This is a genomic window from Streptomyces sp. NPDC048291 (genome assembly GCF_043201715.1).
GTDB lineage: Bacteria > Actinomycetota > Actinomycetes > Streptomycetales > Streptomycetaceae > Streptomyces.
The window spans coordinates 460,441-477,261 of the sequence record NZ_JBICZC010000011.1; the positions used below are offsets into that span (position 1 = coordinate 460,441).

A 16,821-nucleotide genomic window follows, 5' to 3' on the forward strand; every position below is an offset into this window, starting at 1 on the left:
TCCGCCGTTCAGAGCGAGGCGAGCCAGTCGTAGGCCACGCGCGCGGTGAACTCCGCCTGACCGCCGCGCAGCAGAAGATCGGCCGTGCCGAACCGATCGGCCTGCCCGGCGGCGTGGACGACATAGGGGACCGCGATGCAGCGCATCCCGGCGGCGTGCGCCGCCGCCACGCCCGGAGCGGCGTCCTCCAGCACCACGCAGTCGGCCGGTGCGGCGCCGAGGCGGCGGGCCGCCTCCAGGAAGACGTCCGGCGCCGGTTTGCCGCGCGGCACCTCGTCGGCCGAGACCGCGGTGCGCAGATACGCGCCGAGGCCCGTGCCGGCCAGGATCGCCTCGATCGCCTCGGGCGAGGAACCGGAGGCCACCGCCGACGGGACGCCCTCGGCCGCCAGCAGCTCCACGAACTTCCGCATCTCCGGGTACGCGCGCGTGCGGGTCCGGGCCAGCTCCAGATAGCGCCGGTTCGCCTCCGCGAGCAGCTCCGCCACCGGGGGCCGCAGCCCATGGCGGTCGCGCAGCAGGGCCACCGTCTCCAGCGTGCTGATGCCGACGAGGAGCTCGTGCTCCGCCCAGGTGTAGTCCGTGACGCCGTGCCCGGCCAGCAACTGCCGCGTCGCCTCGTAGTAGTTCGGCTCGCTGTCCACGAGTGTTCCGTCGAGATCGAAGATGACCGCAAGGCCGCCGAGATCGCTCATGTGACCAGGATGCCGTTACCCGCGTGCGGCCCGGCCGACGGACTCCACCAGCGGCAGCAGCCGGTGCGGAACCCGTTCGCGCAGCGCCACCTCGGTACGCGTGCGCACCACGCCCGGCAGGCTGATCAGCTTCTGGATCACGTCCTCCAGATGCGCGTTGTCCCGCGCCACCACCCGGGTCAGCAGATCCCCGCCGCCCGTGATCGAGAACGCCTCCACGATCTCCGGCACGGCGGCCAGCGCGTCCCCGACGTCGTCCAGATGCCCCTGGGTGACCTCGATGTGCACGAAGGCCAGCACCGGGTGGCCGAGCGCGCCGGGGGAGAGGGAGGGGCCGGTGCCGGTGATCACACCGTCCCGCTCCAGCCGGTCCAGCCGCGCCTGGAGCGTGCCCCGGGCGACCCCGAGGACCCGGGCGTACTCGCGCACGCTGGTGCGCGGCTGCTCCAGCAGCAGCCGCAGGATGCGGGTGTCGAGCTCGTCCACGGTCATGACCGACGACTGTACCAATGGCTCACCGGCGTTCCCGGCCGACCTGGGCCATTGGCATGTCGTCCATCATCCCGAGCCCTTCATTACCAGACCATTGGCACACTGAAATCGACGCCGCTTGAGCCAGTAGCCCCTCCGGTGCTCTCATGGGTGTGTCGATGGCGCTGCGGATCCCCGCGGCGCCATTTCTGTGCCGTCCGCTGGAGGGGATGCAGTGCTGAAGAGGGTGTTCGTGGCTCCGGACCCGGGGCGGGTGCGGCTGCGGTTCGCCGCGCGCGCCGTGCTCGGCATCGGCCTCGCCGTCGTGGTCTGCGCGCTCGCCGGGCACTCCCTGGCGGGCGCCGTCACGGGCGGTCTCGCCGCGCTGCTCGCGCTCTTTACCGTCGCGGACCCCACAGTGCGCGGACAGGCCGTCACCACCGCGCTGCTGCCCGCCGTGGGCCTGCCGGTGCTCTCGGCCGCGGCCGGGCTGCACGCCCTCCCGGTCGCCCGCGATCTGGTCTTCCTCGCCGTGGTCGGTGCGGGCGTCTACGCACGCCGCTGGGGTCCGCGCGGCCACAGCCTGGGCGTGTTCGCGTTCATGACCTTCTTCGTCGCCCAGTTCCTGCACGCCACCCCCGGACAGCTGCCCGAGCTGTACGCCGCCGTCGTGCTCTCCGTGCTCGGCGCCGCCGCCGTCCGCTTCGGCCTCTGGTGCTACGAGCACCGGCTGCCCCCGCCGCCGGTTCCCGTTCCGCCCGCCGGTACCGGCCTGGCCCGGGTGACCACCCGGCAGGCGGTCCAGGCGACCGCGGGCGCTGGGTTCGCGCTGGTCGCCGGCCAGCTGGTGTCCGGCCAGCGCTGGTACTGGGCGGTCGGCGCCACCTGGTGGATCTTCGTCAACACCGCCTCGCGCGGCGAGACCCTGGTGCGCGGCTTCCGCCGGGTCCTCGGCACCGCCATCGGTATCGCGCTGGGCCTGCTGGTCGCCGCGCCCGTGCACGGCGCCCCGGTTCCCACCGCGGTCCTGGTCGCGGTCGCCGTCTTCGGCATCTTCTACACGGCCGCCGTCTCCTACACCTGGATGATGCTCTGGGTGACCTTCCTCGCCGAGCTGCTCTACGGCCTCCTCGGCGTCCTCACCCCCGGCCTGCTGACGCTGCGGCTGGCCGAGACCGCGGTGGGCGCCCTCGGTGCCGTTCTCGCCGTGCTGTTCGTGCTGCCCGTCACCACCCACCTCACCACCGACGCCTGGATCGGGCGCGCACTGCGCTGCGTGCACCTCTGCACCGCCGAGGCCGCCGCCCGGCTCGCCGGCTCCGCCGGCGCCGACCCGGCACCCCGGGTGGCCGAACTGGAACAGCTCCTCGCCCGGGTACGGTTCTCGGTCGCGCCTCTCGTGCATCCGCTCAACCCGATGCGCGGACGCAAGCGCCGGGCCCGCCGCGTCCTCGCCCTGCTGGACGACTGCGCCCGCGAGATCCGCGGCCTGGTCGCGGTCGCCGCCGACCCGGAGGCCTCGCACGACGCCCGGCTGGCCGCCGCCTGCTGGCGCGTCGAGGCCGCCGTCGAGGCACTCACCGCACGCTCGGAGCACGTCGCCGCCCCCGCCGAGCCCCCCACCGAACCCGCCCTCGCCCATCTGCACGGCCTGGAGCGCGCCCTGTCCGAACTCGCCGGACCGCTGCACGCCCCCTCGGGCTCACCCCTGGTCGGCGCCTGAGACGCGCCGCCCCGCACGCCCTGGTCTAGACCGCCAGCTGCTACCGTCGGCCCCGGGCGGGCTCGAACCGACCCTTTCTGACTCGTACCGGCTCGTGGTGGCTCGCAGCGACAAGCGACAAGCGATAGGGGACAGCGGTGGCAGACGGCGGCAGACGGCGCAGGGCGTTCATCGGGTCGTTCACGGCCGCGGGGGGCCCGGGAGTCGTCACGGCGGCGGTCCGTCCGGACAGCGGCGCCCTGGCCCTCCTGGAGAGCGTCGACGGCGTCCCCGACCCGTCGTATCTCGCGCTCGCACCCGGCGGGCGCACCCTCTACGCGGTCAGCGAGACCGCCGACGGCGCGGTGGCCGCGTACCACGTCCACGACGACAAGCCGCGCCTCGCCGGGCCGCCGGTCCCGGTCGACGCCAGCGGCCCCACCCACCTCAGCGTCTTCGGCGGCCATGTCCTGACCGCCAACTACGGCTCCGGCAGCGTCACCGCCGTCCCCGTCCGCGCCGACGGCACCCTCGCCCCCACCCCCTCCGGGCAGCTCCGGCACACCGGCTCGGGCCCGCACGAACGGCGCCAGCGCGGCCCGCACGCCCACCAGGTGCAGCCCGACCCCAGCGGTCGCTGGGCGGTCAGCGTGGACCTGGGCACCGACTCGGTCCGCGTCTGCACCCTGGACGCGGGCACCCCCGCCCTCCACCGCGAGTTCGCCCTGCGCCCCGGCTCCGGCCCCCGCCACCTGGCCTTCCATCCCGGCGGCCGGTACGCCTACGTCGTCAACGAACTCACCCCGACCGTGACCGTCTGCCGCTGGGACGCCGGCACCGGCGTCCTCACACCGCTGACGGAGACCCCGGTCCTGCCCGGCGCCCCGGCCGGCGACGCCTACCCGTCCGGCATCGCCGTCTCGCCCGACGGCCGCTTCCTCTGGACGGCGACCAGGGGCGAGGACGTCCTGACCACGTTCACGGTCGACGGGGACCAACTGCACCTGACGGCGACCGTCCCCTGCGGAGGGCACTGGCCCCGGGCGATCACCGAGTCGGGCGGCTTCCTCTACGCCGCCAACGAACGCTCCGGCAACATCACCTGGTTCACCGTCGACCAGCACACCGGCCAGCCTCGCTACGACGGCTCGGTGGAACTCCCGGCCCCGTCCTGCATCGTCTTCGACTGACAGGCCCCGCCCCTTGAAGCGCCCCGCAAGGGGCGCGGGGAACTGCGTGCTCAACCCCCACCGGCCCGCAGCGAGACACGAACGCGAGCCCCCCGACACAAAGGGACCCGTTCCCCTCAAGGAACGGGCCCTTAACTCACGAACTCACGTCGGCCGACGCGCGAAGCGCATCACCGCACCGGCGTACCCTGCGGCTGCTGCGGCGCGATGCCCAGCGCCGTCGTGTACTTCGCCAGCGCCAGCTTCCCGATCGCCGGGTACGCCCCGAGCGGCTCCGCGGTGGCACACCCGGCCTCCTGCGCGGCAGCGGTCAGCAGCGCCGCGTCGATCTCCGGCCCTATCAGGTACGGCGCCAGCGCCAGCTGCTGCGACCCCGAACCCCGCAGCTGCTCCGCGATGGAGGCGATCGAACCCTCCTGGTCCAGCGCCGCGGCCATCACCGGCACGGCCAGGCGCGCGGCGAGCAGCATGCCGGTGATCCCGGCGGCCTGCACGGCCTCGTCGCCGCCCACGGACGCCAGGATGATGCCGTCCGCGGCCGTCGCCACGGTGAACAGCCTGGCGCGGTCGGCACGTGCCAGTCCCGCCTCGGAGAGCCGCACGTGCAGCGCCTCGGCGAGCAGCGGGTGCGGGCCGAGCACGTCGGTCAGGTCGGCGGCGACCCGGCTCTCCATGACCGCGTGACGGACCTGGCGCAGCAGCGCGCTGTCCGGACCTGCCAGCAGCGGCACGACGACGGCGACCGGGCCGTCCGGGGCCTTGATCCCCTCGACACCGGCGGCGACGGCCTGCTCGTAGCGGGCGGTACGCTCCTCGGCCGCACGGGCCAGCACGGACTGGAGGGTGGGGAACTCCGCGTCGTCACCGTCGAGGTACCCGATGCGGGCGTCCAGGCCGGGCAGCTCGGAGCGGGCGATGCTCACGACCTCCTCGGCGAGGCCGCGCGTGGCCGCGCTGGGGGTACCGGGCACCGCGAGGACGAGCGCGGGTGCGTCCTCAGGAGCCACCAGCGGCTCGGGGCGGCGGTGCCGTCCGGGCTGGCGGGGGCGCGGCATTCGTACTGGCAGGCCGGCGGGCCCAGTGGGGGAGCTCATGGCGCCGCATGTTACTGGCTATCTGGGCTCCCTTGTTCGGGGAGGGTGCAGGTGAGCGGTATCCGTCCGCTTTTGTCTGATGAGTTACGCATGATTCGGAGGGGATCGCGTCACCTGTCGGACACTGCATGCCCCAGCGGGATCAATAGCCTTTTTTCTGTACAAGTTTCATGTGTACAACGGAAAGCAGCTTTTCATCACCCGGCAGAGTGAGTCGCCCGGTGCCCAGGTCACTCGCGACGCGTACCGCCCCGTGCAGCGGATCGCCCTCGGCCGGCACCTGCCGCGCCCGCGGGAGCAGCCGCGCCAACTCCCCGGCCAGCGGTACGAGAAGCGGGTCGCCGAGCTTGACCAGGCCGCCGGTGAGGGCGACCAGGGGGTCGCCCCCCGCGGGGCAGACGGCGGCGGCCGACTCGGCCAGGTGCCGGGCGGCGGCACCCAGGATCGCGGCGGCGACCGGGTCGCCGGCATCGGCGCAGTCCGCGACGCGTGGGGCGAAGGAGGCCAGTACGGCGGGCCGGTCGGCGCGCGGATAGAGCTGCCCGGGCAGTCCGGGCAGCGGCCCGAACAGGTCCTCGGCACCGGCCCGCAGCGCGGCCGAGCCGCCGTCCCGCCCGTCGAAGGCCCGCAGCGCCGCCTCCAGCCCGGCCCGGCCGATCCAGGCACCGCTGCCGCAGTCGCCCAGCAGATGCCCCCAGCCGTCCGCCCGCCGCCACCGGGCGAGATCGGTACCGATCGCGATCAGCCCGGTCCCGGCGGCGACCACCGCGCCGGGTCGCGGACCCAGGGCGCCGGCGTACGCGGTCACGGCGTCGGCGGCCAGCGCGACCGTCCGCACCCCGAGCTCGCGGGCCAGCGCGCCCGGCAGTTCGGCCCGCAGCCCGTCGCCGAGACTGGCCAGCCCGGCGGCCCCGACGACGGCTGTCGTCACCTGCCCCAGTCCGTACGAGTCCGCCAACGCCCGTGCCATGGGCAGGAGTTGTTCCAGCAGGTGCCCGGGGTCGATGCCCCGCGCCCCGGTCCGCACCGGCTCCCGGGACTCCACGGGCGCCGACGGCTCCCGGCCCGGCACACCCACGACGGCCCGCAGCCCGGAGCCCCCGGAGTCGACGGCGAGGAACCCCGCGTCCCGGGGCCCGTCGCCCTCGTGGCTCACGGCAGTTGCCAGTCCACCGGCTGTCCCCCCTGCTGGATCAGCAGGTCGTTGGCGCGGCTGAACGGGCGGGAGCCGAAGAAGCCGCGGTCCGCCGACATGGGCGAGGGATGCGCGGACTCCACCGCCGGCAACTGACCGAGCAGCGGGCGGAGATTGCGGGCGTCGCGGCCCCACAGGATGGACACCAGCGGCTTGCCGCGGCCGGCCAGCGCCCGGATCGCCTGCTCGGTGACCTCCTCCCAGCCCTTGCCCCGGTGCGCGGCCGGGCTGCGCGGGGCCGTGGTGAGCGCCCTGTTGAGCAGCAGGACGCCCTGCTGGGTCCACGGGGTGAGGTCCCCGTTGGACGGCTGGGGCAGCCCCAGGTCGGTGTTGAGCTCCCGGTAGATGTTGATCAGGCTGCCCGGCAGCGGGCGTACCTCGGGCGCGACCGAGAACGACAGCCCCACCGCGTGCCCCGGGGTCGGATACGGGTCCTGGCCGACGATCAGGACGCGGACGTCGTCGAAGGGCTGCTGGAAGGCGCGCAGGACGTTCGGACCGGCCGGGAGGTAGGTGCGTCCCGCGGCGATCTCCGCGCGCAGGAAGTCGCCCATCGCGGCGATCCTCCCGGCCACTGGTTCCAGGGCCTTCGCCCAGCCCGGTTCGACGATTTCATGCAAGGGTCGTGGTGCCACGGCGTCACCCTACTGCCGTACACGGGTCGGCGATCAAGCTGAGGCCACCGCGGTCGCCGGACGACCGAGGACGACCGGACCGTCGCCACGGATGACGGAAACCGCCCTCCCGTGGGGGGCCCGGCCTCAGGCCACGACCGCCGCACGCACACACAGCACGTCCGGCAGGTGGGACGCCAACTGGCGCCAGCTGTCGCCGTCGTCGGCCGAGGCGAACACCTCGCCGTTGCGGTTGCCGAAGTACACGCCGGCCGGATCCGCGTCGTCCGTGCAGAGCGCGTCGCGCAGCACCGTGCCGTAGTGGTCCTCGGGCGGCAGCCCCGCCGACAGCGGCTCCCAGGTCCGGCCCGCGTCGGCCGTGCGGAAGACCCGGCACCGGTGCCGGGCGGGCACCCGGTCGGCGTCCGCGTTGATCGGGAAGACGTACGCCGTCTCCCCGCGGTGCGGATGAGCGGCCGCCGCGAAGCCGAACGTGGACGGCAGCCCCTCGCCGATGTCGGTCCAGTGGGCCCCCGCGTCGTCGCTCCGGTACACCCCCCAGTGGTTCTGCAGATAGAGCCGGTCCGGATCCCCCGCGTCCTGCGCGATCTTGTGCACGCACTGGCCGAACTCCGGGTCGGGGTCCGGCAGGAACACCGCGGAGACACCGGAGTTGGAGGGCGTCCAGCTGGCGCCGCCGTCGCCGGAGCGGAACACGCCGGCCGTCGAGACGGCGACCGTCACCGCCTTCGGGTCGCGCCGGTCGGTGACCACGGTGTGCAGGCCCTCACCGCCGCCGCCCGGCACCCACTTGTCGCGCGTCGGGTGCTCCCACAGCGGGCGGACCAGGTCGAAGCTCTCCCCGCGGTCCTCCGACCGGTACAGCGCGGCCGGTTCCGTGCCCGCGTAGACCACGTCCGGCTCGGCGGCGGCCGGGTGGAGCTGCCAGACCCGCTCCAGCGAGGCGCCGGTGTCCTTGGGGAACTTCACGGCGGGCCGGGCCGGTTCGGACCAGGTGCGGCCCAGGTCGTCGGAGTGGAACACCGAAGGCCCCCAGTGCGCGCTGTCGCCGCCCGCCAGGAGCCGGGGCCGCTCGCCCCGGGTGTCGATGGCGACCGAGTAGATCGCCTGCGCGTTGAAGTAGGGACTCTCGTCGAACTCCCAGGCGCCACCTTGCCGCCTTCCGAGGAAGAGCCCCTTGCGGGTCCCCACGGCGAGCAGAACCTCGGTCATGCCGATCACCTCCATGACGTCCTTGTCACAGCCGACTCCCAGACATCGGCCAGTCTGCACCCCGCCACTGACAGTCACCTGGGGGCCGGCGTCGGCGCAGGTCGGAGCCGCCGTGTCGGCCGGTCGGACAAGACGGCGGAACGCGTTCCGGGAGACGCCTGCGCGAGCGGGGTCGGTCGTGCGACCGTCGACTCGGAGTTCGCCGTGAGCAACAGGGCGGCCGCTCCCGTATGGGAGGGCGGTCCGGGCTGTCCGTGCGCGCGTGAGGAGGATGCCTTTGAAGGCGTTCCGTGGTCCGAAGGTCTGGCTGTGGCGCTGGCGGCGCAACCCGCTCAAGCGCCGTGCCGACACGATGGAGGCCTGGGTGCTGCTCGGTGCCTGGCTGCTCACCCTGCTGGCCGGGGTGTTCGCCGGGCTCGCGGCGGCGCGGTCGGTCGAGGACGGCCTGGCCCGCGAGCGCGTCGAATGGCACCCGGTCGTCGCCCATGTCATGGACAAGGCCCCCGGCTCGGCGGCACGGAAGTCCGGCGACTCCGGCTCCTCGGAGTCCTCCGACTCGTCCGACTCGTCGAACGGCGAGCGGGTGTGGGCGCGCGTGGGCTGGACCGTCGCCGACGGCTCCGCGCACAGCGGTCAGGCGCGGGTCCCGGCCGGCAGCAAGGTCGGCACGCCGGTCACCGTCTGGACGGACCCCCAGGGGCACCTCGTCACCCGGCCCGCCACCGCCTCCGAGGCCCACCTCCGCTCCGCGCTGATCGGCGGCCTGGTCGGGCTGAGCGCGGCGGCCGTCCCGTTCGTCGCCGGGCTGGTGGCGCGCGGCCGGCTGGAGCGGCGGCGGATGGACCGCTGGGACGCGGAGTGGGCGCGGCTCGGACCGCAGTGGGGCCGGATGACCGGCTGACACCGGCGCCCGGCTGACACCGGTGCCCGCCGGGCCCCGGCGTCAGTGCCCTGCGGCGGACCGGCTGCCGGTCCGCCGGTCAGCCGGTCAGCCGGTCAAGGGGACTGCTCAGCCAGCGCCCGGCGGCAGTGGGCGAGCAACTGCTCGTCCTGGGCGATGTCGTGGCTGCCGTACCCGCCCGGTCGTGCCGTGTGCCGTCTGGCGGCGGCGAGTTCGGCCGTCACCAGGTCGCGCAGCGGGGCGCCCGCCGGGCCCATCGCGGCCAGGCACCCGGCGATCGCGCCCCGGGTGTACGGGTTCTCCGACCAGGCGGCCCGGAACACCGGGAGCACGGGCTCCGGATCCCCGTCGATCCGCCACAACGCCTCGGCGGCAGCCGCACGTTCCCACACCCGCCCAGACCCGGCCAGCCGGCGCAGCGCGGGCAGCGCGTCGCGGGCTGCCGGACCCAGCCGGCCCAGCTGCTCGGCGGCCGTCCGGGCGCTGCGGGTGCGGCCGTGCGTCAGCTCCCGCAGCAGCACCGGGAGTACGGGGGCCGCGTCCCCCTCCGCCGACCACAGGGCCCCCGCCGCCAAGGCGGCGTGCCGGGTGTCCAGCAGCCCGCGCAGGACCGGCGCCGCCGCCCGAGAAGCGGTGCCCAGGACGTCGAGCGCCCGTACCGCCTGCCCGACGAGGGCTTCCCGGGCCCCCAGCCCGTCCGGCGCGCCGCGCAGCAGCCGCAGCACCTCCGGCACCGCCGCCGGGTCCTTGAGGGCGGTGACCGCCGCCAGCAGCGGGGCGGCCAGTTCGGCGACCTCGGGCGAGTCCGGGTCGACCTGGCCGAGCCGGCGCCGCAGCGCGGGCGCGAGCGGGGCGGCGGCCGGGCCCAGATGCACGATCTCGAAGCCCAGGCCCCCGGGCACCACCGGTCTCGCCAGCAACTGGGACAGGGCCGGCACCGCGCGCGGGTCGCCGCTTCTGGCCAGCGCCTTCAACGGACCGCCCAGCGAGGGTCTGTCGCGCTCCCAGGTGTGCACCCACAGGTCCGGCCGCACGGTCACCAGCGCGTGCAGTTCGTCGGCGGCCGGCGCGGCCAGCCCGAACAGCTCCACGAGCACCGTGACCGCAGCGTCCCGCAACTGGTCCTGCTCCCGGTCCAGTTGCCTGCCTATCAGCGAGACCGGCGCCGTGAAGTCCGCCCGCCAGCCACGGAACAGCCCGGCCGACATCCATACCGCATTGCACCGGTCCATCGGGTCCGGGCCGCTCAACTGACCGACGAGCAGCGCGATCCGGTCCGCCACCCGGTCGTCCAGCGCCCGGTGCAGGGTGCGCAGCAGATACGAACCCTCCTCGTCCGACGGCCGCAGCCGCCGTATCCGGCCCACCAGGGTGTCCGTGTCCACCCGCTCCGGACCCGCGGCGCGTCGCTCCGACCGCTCCCTGAGCAGCCGGACCGCGGTCGGCACCAGATCGGCGGGCAGCCGCTCCGGCGCGCCGAGGCCCAGCTGTCCGAGGGCGGCCAGCCGCGCCGTCGGGGTGCAGGGCTCCCCGCTCTGCGCGGCCAGCAACTCCACCGCCCCGGCCGCCCGGTCGGGACGGCACCGTACGAACAGCCCGAGGGCCTCGGTCAGGGCGAGCAGCACCTGTTCGTCGCGCTCGACCGTGATCCGCCGCCGCAACAGCGCCAGCACCCGGTCCGGTTCGTCGAGGAACCGGACCAGCGCACCGGGCACCGCGCGGCGCACCCCGGGGCACGGGTCGTCGGCCAGCGGCACGAGCGCCTCGGCGCCGGCGTGGACGGCGGCCCGGGCCCGCGAACCGGCGCTCTCCGAGCCGATGCTGACCAGCAGTTCCACTATCGCGCCCCGGTCCTGCACCGCCGGACGGGAGGCGAGCGCGAACAGGAACGGGACGCAGGCGAGCGTCGAGTCGTACACGCTCCCCTGGTGGTGCACCGAGCCGTACATCCCGTCGAGCGCGACCTCCCGTTCGGCCGCGTCCGCCGAGGCCAGTCCGCGCAGCAGACCGGGTACGTCCGCCGCGCTGCCGTACGCGTGCCGCAGCGAGGCCCAGTCGACCTCGTCGATCCCCGTGAACACCGTTGTCCTCCCCAGGCGAGTACCACCTGTTCCGGAGTCTGCACCACGGCACTGACAACGATGCGGAATCGGACGGCAACTGTGTGCGATCCGTCGCCGGCGCCGGCCGCCGACGGATCGCACAGGGATCAGTTCCGGCCAGGCAGCGCCCGCTCCAGGATCGCGTCGAACCCGGTGCCGGCGGGCAGGGTGCCGAACGCGTACCCCCAGTCGCCGCCGAGCCGGGTCGCGCAGAAGGCGTCCGCCACGGCGGCCGGGGCGTACCGGACCAGCAGCGAGGCCTGCAGCGCCAGCGCCATCCGCTCGACCAGCCGGCGCGCCCCCACCTGGTCGGTCTCGGCCAGTTCGGTCTTCAGCCGGGTCACGGCGGCGTCCAGCCGGGCGTCCGCGCCGCGCGCCTGCGCGAGTTCGCCGAACAGGGCGTCGGCGGCGCCGGGTTCGCGGGACAGCGCGCGCAGCACGTCGAGCGCGTTGACGTTGCCCGAGCCCTCCCAGATCGACAGCAGCGGGGCCTCGCGGTAGTGCCGGGGCATGCCGGAGTCCTCGACGTACCCGTTGCCGCCGAGGCACTCCAGGGCCTCCGCGGTGAAGGCCGGACCGCGCTTGGTGACCCAGTACTTGCCGACGGCGGTCGCGATCCGCCGGAAGGCCCGCTCCTGCTCGTCCCCGCGCACCGCGCGGTCCGCCGCCCCCGCCAGCCGCAGGGTCAGCGTGGTCGCGGCCTCCGACTCGACGGCCAGGTCGGCCAGCACGTTGCGCATCAGCGGCTGGTCGACGAGCCGTGCGCCGAACGCGCTGCGGTGGCGCACATGGTGACCCGCCTCGACGAGCGTCTTGCGCATCAGGGTCGCCGAGTTCATCACGCAGTCGAGCCGGGTGCAGTTGACCATCTCGATGATGGTCTTCACCCCGCGCCCCTCGGGACCGACCAGCCAGGCCACGGTCCCGTCGAACTCGGGCTCCGAGGAGGCGTTCGACCGGTTGCCGAGCTTGTCCTTCAGCCGCTGGATGCGGAACGCGTTGCGGCTGCCGTCCGGCAGCACGCGCGGCACCAGGAAGCAGGAGAGGCCGCCCGGCGCCTGGGCCAGCACCAGGAAGACGTCGCACATCGGCGCCGAGGTGAACCACTTGTGCCCGCGCAGGGTGTAGACGCCCGGCTCGGCCGTGGGCGTGGCGGCCGTCGTGTTCGTCCGTACGTCCGAACCGCCCTGCTTCTCGGTCATGCCCATCCCGGCGAGCAGCCCCGGCTTCTCCGTCGGCACGCGCAGCCCCGGCTCGTACTCCCGGCTGGTCAGCAGCGGTTCGTAGACCTTGGCCAGCTCCGGCTGGGCGCGCAGGGCGGGAACGGCGGCGTACGTCATGGACGTGGGACAGCCGTGGCCGGATTCGGTGTGCCCCCACACCAGTCCGCCGGCCGTCCGCGCGACATGGGCCCCCGCCCGGTCGTCCGCCCAGGCGGCCCCGGCCAGCCCCTCCGTCACCGCCGTCCGCATCAGGTGGTGCCAGCTGGGGTGGAAGTCGACCTCGTCGATCCGGTTGCCGTACCGGTCGTGGGTGCGCAGCTCCGGCTCGTGCCGGTTGGCCAGCTCACCCCACTCCTGCGCCTCCGCGCTCCCGGCCCGCACCCCGAGCCGCCGGATCCCCTCCTCGGCCCACTCCGCACCCTCCCGGCGCAGCCCCTCCAGCAGGGCCGGGTCGTCGGAGGCGTCGTAGGGGGCGAGCGGCGTCGCCTGGTTGGTGACGTCGTGGGTGGCGTACTGCGGCTGCGGGAGCGCGGCGGTCGAGTCCATGAGTCTCATGTTGCAGGAATCCTGCGACCGCAGCAATAGTGCAATATGGCGCCGCACGTACAGTACGTGACCATGCGCATGAAGGATGTGCCCGCCGAGCCCGCCGAGCCCGCAGGGCCCCCCGCGTCCGCCGACGTCGGTCTGCGGCCCCTGTCCGCCCGGTCGGTCGTGCTGAGCCTGCTGCTGGGCACGCATCCGCCACAGCTGCCGGTGAAGGACCTGATCCGGTTCGTGGAGCCGTTCGGTGTCGGCGGCTCCACGCTCCGGGCCGCGCTCAGCCGCATGACGGCGTCCGGCGACCTGCGCCGTACCGACGACGCCGTCTACGGCCTCAGCGACCGGCTGCTGGCCCGCCAGCGCCGGCAGGACGAGGCGGTACGGCCCCGTACGCGCGCGTGGCGGGGCGACTGGGAGATGCTGGTCGTCACGGCCACGGGGCGCGGCCCGGCCGCACGAGCCGACCTGCGCACCCGCCTGACCGCCCTGCGCCTGGCCGAACTCCGCGAGGGCGTCTGGCTCCGTCCGGCGAACCTCGTGAGGCCGTTTCCCGCCGACCTGGCGGCGACCGCCCAGTCCTACACGGCCCGCCCCGACCGCCCCGCCCCCGAACTGGCCGCCGATCTCTGGCCGTTGACCACCTGGTCCGGTACCGCCCGCGCCCTCCTGGCCCGGGCGTCGGAATCCCGCCTCCCGGCCGACCGCTTCACGGTCTTCGCGGCGGCGGTACGGCACCTGCTGACCGACCCCGTCCTGCCCCCGGAACTCCTGCCCGCCGACTGGCCGGGCGACGAACTGCGCGCCGCGTACGCCGTGTACCGCGCGGAACTGAGCGGGCCGACCGGGGCCGAGCGGGCCGACGGGGGACTGAGCGCGGCGCCGGGGGACTGAGCGGGCCGACGGGGAACGCGACGGGCTGATCCCGGCGGCAGGTTCCGGCGAGGCGGCTTGACCTTACCCTCGGGGGCAGGGTTTAGCGTGCGTCGAGGTGAGAGACATGCGGATCAGCGAGCTAGCCCGCCGGGCGGGCGTGACGGTCAAGGCGGTGCGCTACTACGAGTCCCTGGGACTGCTGGCGCCCGACCGGCTGGCCAACGGCTACCGGGACTACGGCGAGGGCGACGTACGGCTCGCGCGGGAGATCCGGGCGCTCGGCAGGCTCGGCATCCCGGTGGAGCGCACCCGCCCCTTCCTGGACTGTCTCGTGGTCGGGCACCAGCACGCCGACGACTGTCCCGCCTCGCTGGCCGAGTACCGGGAGGTGATCGACGAGATCACCCGGCGCATCGACGGGCTCACCGCCCGCCGGACGGCCCTGGTCGCGCACCTGCACGAGGCCGCGCACCGCAACAGCCGGGTCCCCCCGGCCGGCCGTGCCGAAGGAGAGGACCCGATGACCGACTACCTGAGTCTGCCCGCCGACCTGCCCGTCCCCGAGGACGACGGCGCGACCGCCCATCTGCCGGGTACGGAGATGCCGCACCTGGAACTGCGGGCCACCGGTGGCGGGACGGTCCGTCTCGACGCGCTCGGCACGGGCCGGACCGTGCTCTACGTCTACCCGCTCACCGGACGCCCGGGCACCGACCTGCCCGAGGGGTGGAACGCGATCCCCGGGGCGCGTGGCTGCACCCCGGAGGCGTGCGGCTTCCGCGACCACCACCAGGAGCTGCTGGCCGCCGGTGCGGCCGGCGTGTACGGCCTGTCCAGCCAGGACACCGCCTACCAGGAGGAGGTCGTCGAACGGCTCCGGCTGCCGTTCCGGATGCTCTCCGACCCCACGCACGACCTGACCCGCACCCTCGGCCTGCCGACGTTCGACTCCGCCGGGCCGACGCTCTACAAGCGGCTGACACTGATCGTCCGGGACGGCGTGATCGAGCACGTCTTCTACCCGGTCTTCCCGCCGGACGAGCACGCCGGCCAGGTGCTGGACTGGCTGCGCGCCAATCCCCGATGACCGGCTTGCGCGCCACCCCCTGACAAGACGAACGACCTTTGGAGGCACCCGTGTTCACCGGTCTGAGCGCTTTTCCGCTCACCCCGATCGCCGCCGACGGAAGCATCGACGAGGAAGCCTTCGCCCTGCTGGTCCGCCGCCTCGCCGCGGCCGGTGTCGACTCGATCGGCGCGCTGGGCTCCACGGGGTCGTACGCCTACCTGACGCTCCAGGAACGGGCCCACGCGGCCCGTATCGCGGTGGAGCAGGCCGACGGCGTTCCGGTCGTCGTGGGCATCGGGGCGCTGCGCACCCGGGACGTGCTGGCGGCGGCCGAGGACGCGCAGAAGGCCGGGGCCGCGGGCGTACTGCTCGCTCCGGTGTCGTACCAGCCGCTGACCGACGAGGAGGTGTTCGGGTTGTACGAGGACGTCACCGCGGACCTCTCCGTGCCGCTGGTGGTCTACGACAACCCGAGGACCACCCGGTTCACCTTCACCGACGAGCTGTACGCGCGCGTGGCCCGCCTTCCCCGCGTGGCCTCGGTCAAGATTCCCGGGGTCCCCGCCGACCCGGCCCCGGCCCGGGCCCGGGTGGAGCGGCTGCGGGAGATCCTGCCGCCGCACGTGACCGTGGGGGTGAGCGGGGACGCGTTCGGAGCGGCCGGGCTGACCGCAGGCTGCGACGCCTGGTTCTCGGTGACCGCCGGCACCCTCCCCGGACCGGCCCTCGCCATCACCAGGGCGGCCCAGGCGGGGCGGGCGGACCGGGCCCGGGAGGAGTCGGAGCGGCTCCAGCCGCTCTGGGACCTCTTCGCCCGGCACGGATCCCTGCGGGTCATCGCGGCAGTGTCCGCCGAACTCGGCCTCACGCCCCACGACAGCCTCCCCCGCCCGCTGCGCGGCCTGTCCGGCGACGAACACCAGCAGGTCGCCGACGTGCTTCGGCGGCTCGGCCTCGTCGAGATGTAGCCCGGGGCCCTGGGCGCGGACGGGCGCCCCGGCTCACTTGTAGGTGATGTCCGAGCTCGCGTACTTGCAGTACGTCCCGTCCGGTCCGCTTCCGTTCGTCGGTGGTTCCGCGCCCGTGTTGTTGCCGATGTACTTCTGGCAGGGCACGATCTTCCTGCTGCTGTCACCGACGATCGTGATGTTCTGCAGCGTCGCGCTGTCGCCGTAGTTGGTGTTGATCCCGACCAGCGCGCTGCCCTTGTAGGTCGCCTCGATGGTGTTGAGGTTGATCGTGCGCTTGTACTGCGTGGAGCAGTTGCCGCACGAGCGGACCAGCTTGCCGAAGTTCTGCACCGCGAAGCCGGACACGTTCAGTGTCCCGCCGCCGTTGAACTGGAACACCTTGTCGCTGGCTTCCTTCGCGCCGCCGCCGGAGACGGTGTAGACGTTGGACGACGAGGAGCCGCGGAAGGTCGCCGCGTCCTCGCCGACGTCCTCCCACCACACGTTCTGCAGGGTGCAGCTGCCCTCGCAGTGGATGCCGTCCGCGGCGGGTGCGCCGATGATGACGTTCTTGAGGACGGTGCCCGCCGCCAGATCGAGGATCGGGTCCTGGTCCTCGCTCTGCCCGCCGCTGCCCAGGTCGCCGCTGCCGTACAGGCGCAGCATCCCGTAGTCCTTGGTGCCCGACAGCTTGATGGTCGCGGTGACGGCCTGGCTGCCGGTCGCGGTGGGCCAGGTGGCCGCGTTCGCCGGGGCCCCATCTGTCATGAGCATGCCAAATGAGAGTCCCAGGACGGCCAGTCCGCCCGTCAGTGCGCGTGCCCTGCTCCGTGCCCGTGAAGTCATGTCCCGTATGCCTTCTCTCGAGTGGGGGGTCCTGTCTGCGTCCCGCCCGTCATAGGTCGGGTTCCTGAACGGAACGTAGGGGGAAAGCGCTTTCTGGTCAACGCTTCGCGCGCCGCTCGT

General features: G+C 74.1%; 15 protein-coding genes. 6 read left to right on the plus strand and 9 right to left on the minus strand.

Going from position 1 to position 16,821, the window contains the following annotated elements:
- Positions 1 to 8 precede the first annotated feature (8 nt).
- Positions 9 to 695 carry an HAD family hydrolase gene (locus tag ACGF5O_RS30480; protein ID WP_393813078.1) on the minus strand — a complete coding sequence of 229 codons (687 nt, stop codon included), beginning with the start codon at positions 693 to 695 and terminating at the stop codon, positions 9 to 11.
- A gap of 15 nt (positions 696 to 710) precedes the next feature.
- Entirely contained in the window at positions 711 to 1,187 is a 477-nt protein-coding gene (locus ACGF5O_RS30485) for an Lrp/AsnC family transcriptional regulator (RefSeq protein ID WP_362578876.1), read from the minus strand.
- A gap of 214 nt (positions 1,188 to 1,401) precedes the next feature.
- Between ACGF5O_RS30485 and ACGF5O_RS30490 the strand changes: the two genes are divergently transcribed.
- The gene (locus ACGF5O_RS30490) at positions 1,402 to 2,889 is read left to right on the plus strand and encodes an FUSC family protein (RefSeq protein WP_393813079.1); all 1,488 of its coding nucleotides are present in this window, start codon (positions 1,402 to 1,404) and stop codon (positions 2,887 to 2,889) included.
- A gap of 137 nt (positions 2,890 to 3,026) precedes the next feature.
- Positions 3,027 to 4,058 carry a lactonase family protein gene (locus ACGF5O_RS30495; protein WP_393813080.1) on the plus strand — a complete coding sequence of 344 codons (1,032 nt, stop codon included), beginning with the start codon at positions 3,027 to 3,029 and terminating at the stop codon, positions 4,056 to 4,058.
- Between the two features lie 170 nt (positions 4,059 to 4,228).
- On the opposite strand, the gene ACGF5O_RS30500 is transcribed toward ACGF5O_RS30495, so the two are convergent.
- The 4 genes from ACGF5O_RS30500 to ACGF5O_RS30515 form a co-directional block, all read right to left on the minus strand.
- A complete protein-coding gene (locus ACGF5O_RS30500; RefSeq protein ID WP_393813081.1) occupies positions 4,229 to 5,152 on the minus strand; it encodes a sirohydrochlorin chelatase in 924 nt (307 codons plus the stop codon).
- Between the two features lie 142 nt (positions 5,153 to 5,294).
- Positions 5,295 to 6,308 carry an N-acetylglucosamine kinase gene (locus tag ACGF5O_RS30505; RefSeq protein ID WP_393813082.1) on the minus strand — a complete coding sequence of 338 codons (1,014 nt, stop codon included), beginning with the start codon at positions 6,306 to 6,308 and terminating at the stop codon, positions 5,295 to 5,297.
- Entirely contained in the window at positions 6,305 to 6,982 is a 678-nt protein-coding gene (locus ACGF5O_RS30510) for a uracil-DNA glycosylase (protein ID WP_393813083.1), read from the minus strand. The genes ACGF5O_RS30505 and ACGF5O_RS30510 overlap by 4 nt, the downstream gene beginning before the upstream one ends.
- 126 nt (positions 6,983 to 7,108) lie before the next feature.
- On the minus strand, positions 7,109 to 8,194 hold the full coding sequence (locus ACGF5O_RS30515; RefSeq protein ID WP_393813084.1) for a WD40/YVTN/BNR-like repeat-containing protein: 1,086 nt from the start codon (positions 8,192 to 8,194) through the stop codon (positions 7,109 to 7,111).
- A 271-nt stretch (positions 8,195 to 8,465) separates the two neighbouring features.
- Between ACGF5O_RS30515 and ACGF5O_RS30520 the strand changes: the two genes are divergently transcribed.
- Entirely contained in the window at positions 8,466 to 9,095 is a 630-nt protein-coding gene (locus tag ACGF5O_RS30520) for a hypothetical protein (RefSeq protein WP_393813085.1), read from the plus strand.
- Between the two features lie 95 nt (positions 9,096 to 9,190).
- On the opposite strand, the gene ACGF5O_RS30525 is transcribed toward ACGF5O_RS30520, so the two are convergent.
- Both ACGF5O_RS30525 and ACGF5O_RS30530 read right to left on the minus strand, forming a co-directional pair.
- Positions 9,191 to 11,176, minus strand: a complete 1,986-nt coding sequence (locus ACGF5O_RS30525) for a HEAT repeat domain-containing protein (RefSeq protein WP_393813086.1) — start codon at positions 11,174 to 11,176, stop codon at positions 9,191 to 9,193.
- A gap of 128 nt (positions 11,177 to 11,304) precedes the next feature.
- The gene (locus tag ACGF5O_RS30530; RefSeq protein ID WP_393813087.1) at positions 11,305 to 12,966 is read right to left on the minus strand and encodes an acyl-CoA dehydrogenase family protein; all 1,662 of its coding nucleotides are present in this window, start codon (positions 12,964 to 12,966) and stop codon (positions 11,305 to 11,307) included.
- A 72-nt stretch (positions 12,967 to 13,038) separates the two neighbouring features.
- Here ACGF5O_RS30530 and ACGF5O_RS30535 point away from each other — a divergent pair, with 72 nt between their 5' ends.
- The 3 genes from ACGF5O_RS30535 to ACGF5O_RS30545 all read left to right on the plus strand — a co-directional run bounded on the left by ACGF5O_RS30535 (position 13,039) and on the right by ACGF5O_RS30545 (position 15,873).
- Positions 13,039 to 13,854 carry a PaaX family transcriptional regulator C-terminal domain-containing protein gene (locus ACGF5O_RS30535; RefSeq protein ID WP_393813088.1) on the plus strand — a complete coding sequence of 272 codons (816 nt, stop codon included), beginning with the start codon at positions 13,039 to 13,041 and terminating at the stop codon, positions 13,852 to 13,854.
- 106 nt (positions 13,855 to 13,960) lie between these two features.
- Positions 13,961 to 14,923, plus strand: a complete 963-nt coding sequence (locus tag ACGF5O_RS30540) for a redoxin family protein (protein WP_393813089.1) — start codon at positions 13,961 to 13,963, stop codon at positions 14,921 to 14,923.
- A gap of 50 nt (positions 14,924 to 14,973) precedes the next feature.
- Positions 14,974 to 15,873, plus strand: coding sequence for a dihydrodipicolinate synthase family protein (locus ACGF5O_RS30545; RefSeq protein WP_393813090.1), 900 nt, complete (start codon positions 14,974 to 14,976; stop codon positions 15,871 to 15,873).
- A gap of 33 nt (positions 15,874 to 15,906) precedes the next feature.
- On the opposite strand, the gene ACGF5O_RS30550 is transcribed toward ACGF5O_RS30545, so the two are convergent.
- Positions 15,907 to 16,701 (minus strand): pectate lyase, encoded by a 795-nt coding sequence (locus ACGF5O_RS30550; RefSeq protein WP_393813091.1) that lies wholly within the window; start codon positions 16,699 to 16,701, stop codon positions 15,907 to 15,909.
- Positions 16,702 to 16,821 lie beyond the last annotated feature (120 nt).

What these genes read in the sequence shown, in the direction of transcription:
- ACGF5O_RS30500 (WP_393813081.1), bottom strand. Translation starts at nt 5,152, where the DNA reads ATGAGCTCCCCCACTGGGCCCGCCGGCCTGCCAGTACGAATGCCGCGC.
- ACGF5O_RS30480 (WP_393813078.1), bottom strand. Translation starts at nt 695, where the DNA reads ATGAGCGATCTCGGCGGCCTTGCGGTCATCTTCGATCTCGACGGAACA.
- ACGF5O_RS30520 (WP_393813085.1), top strand. Translation starts at nt 8,466, where the DNA reads ATGCCTTTGAAGGCGTTCCGTGGTCCGAAGGTCTGGCTGTGGCGCTGG.
- ACGF5O_RS30535 (WP_393813088.1), top strand. Translation starts at nt 13,039, where the DNA reads ATGCGCATGAAGGATGTGCCCGCCGAGCCCGCCGAGCCCGCAGGGCCC.
- ACGF5O_RS30530 (WP_393813087.1), bottom strand. Translation starts at nt 12,966, where the DNA reads ATGGACTCGACCGCCGCGCTCCCGCAGCCGCAGTACGCCACCCACGAC.
- ACGF5O_RS30515 (WP_393813084.1), bottom strand. Translation starts at nt 8,194, where the DNA reads ATGACCGAGGTTCTGCTCGCCGTGGGGACCCGCAAGGGGCTCTTCCTC.
- ACGF5O_RS30485 (WP_362578876.1), bottom strand. Translation starts at nt 1,187, where the DNA reads ATGACCGTGGACGAGCTCGACACCCGCATCCTGCGGCTGCTGCTGGAG.
- ACGF5O_RS30540 (WP_393813089.1), top strand. Translation starts at nt 13,961, where the DNA reads ATGCGGATCAGCGAGCTAGCCCGCCGGGCGGGCGTGACGGTCAAGGCG.
- ACGF5O_RS30550 (WP_393813091.1), bottom strand. Translation starts at nt 16,701, where the DNA reads ATGACTTCACGGGCACGGAGCAGGGCACGCGCACTGACGGGCGGACTG.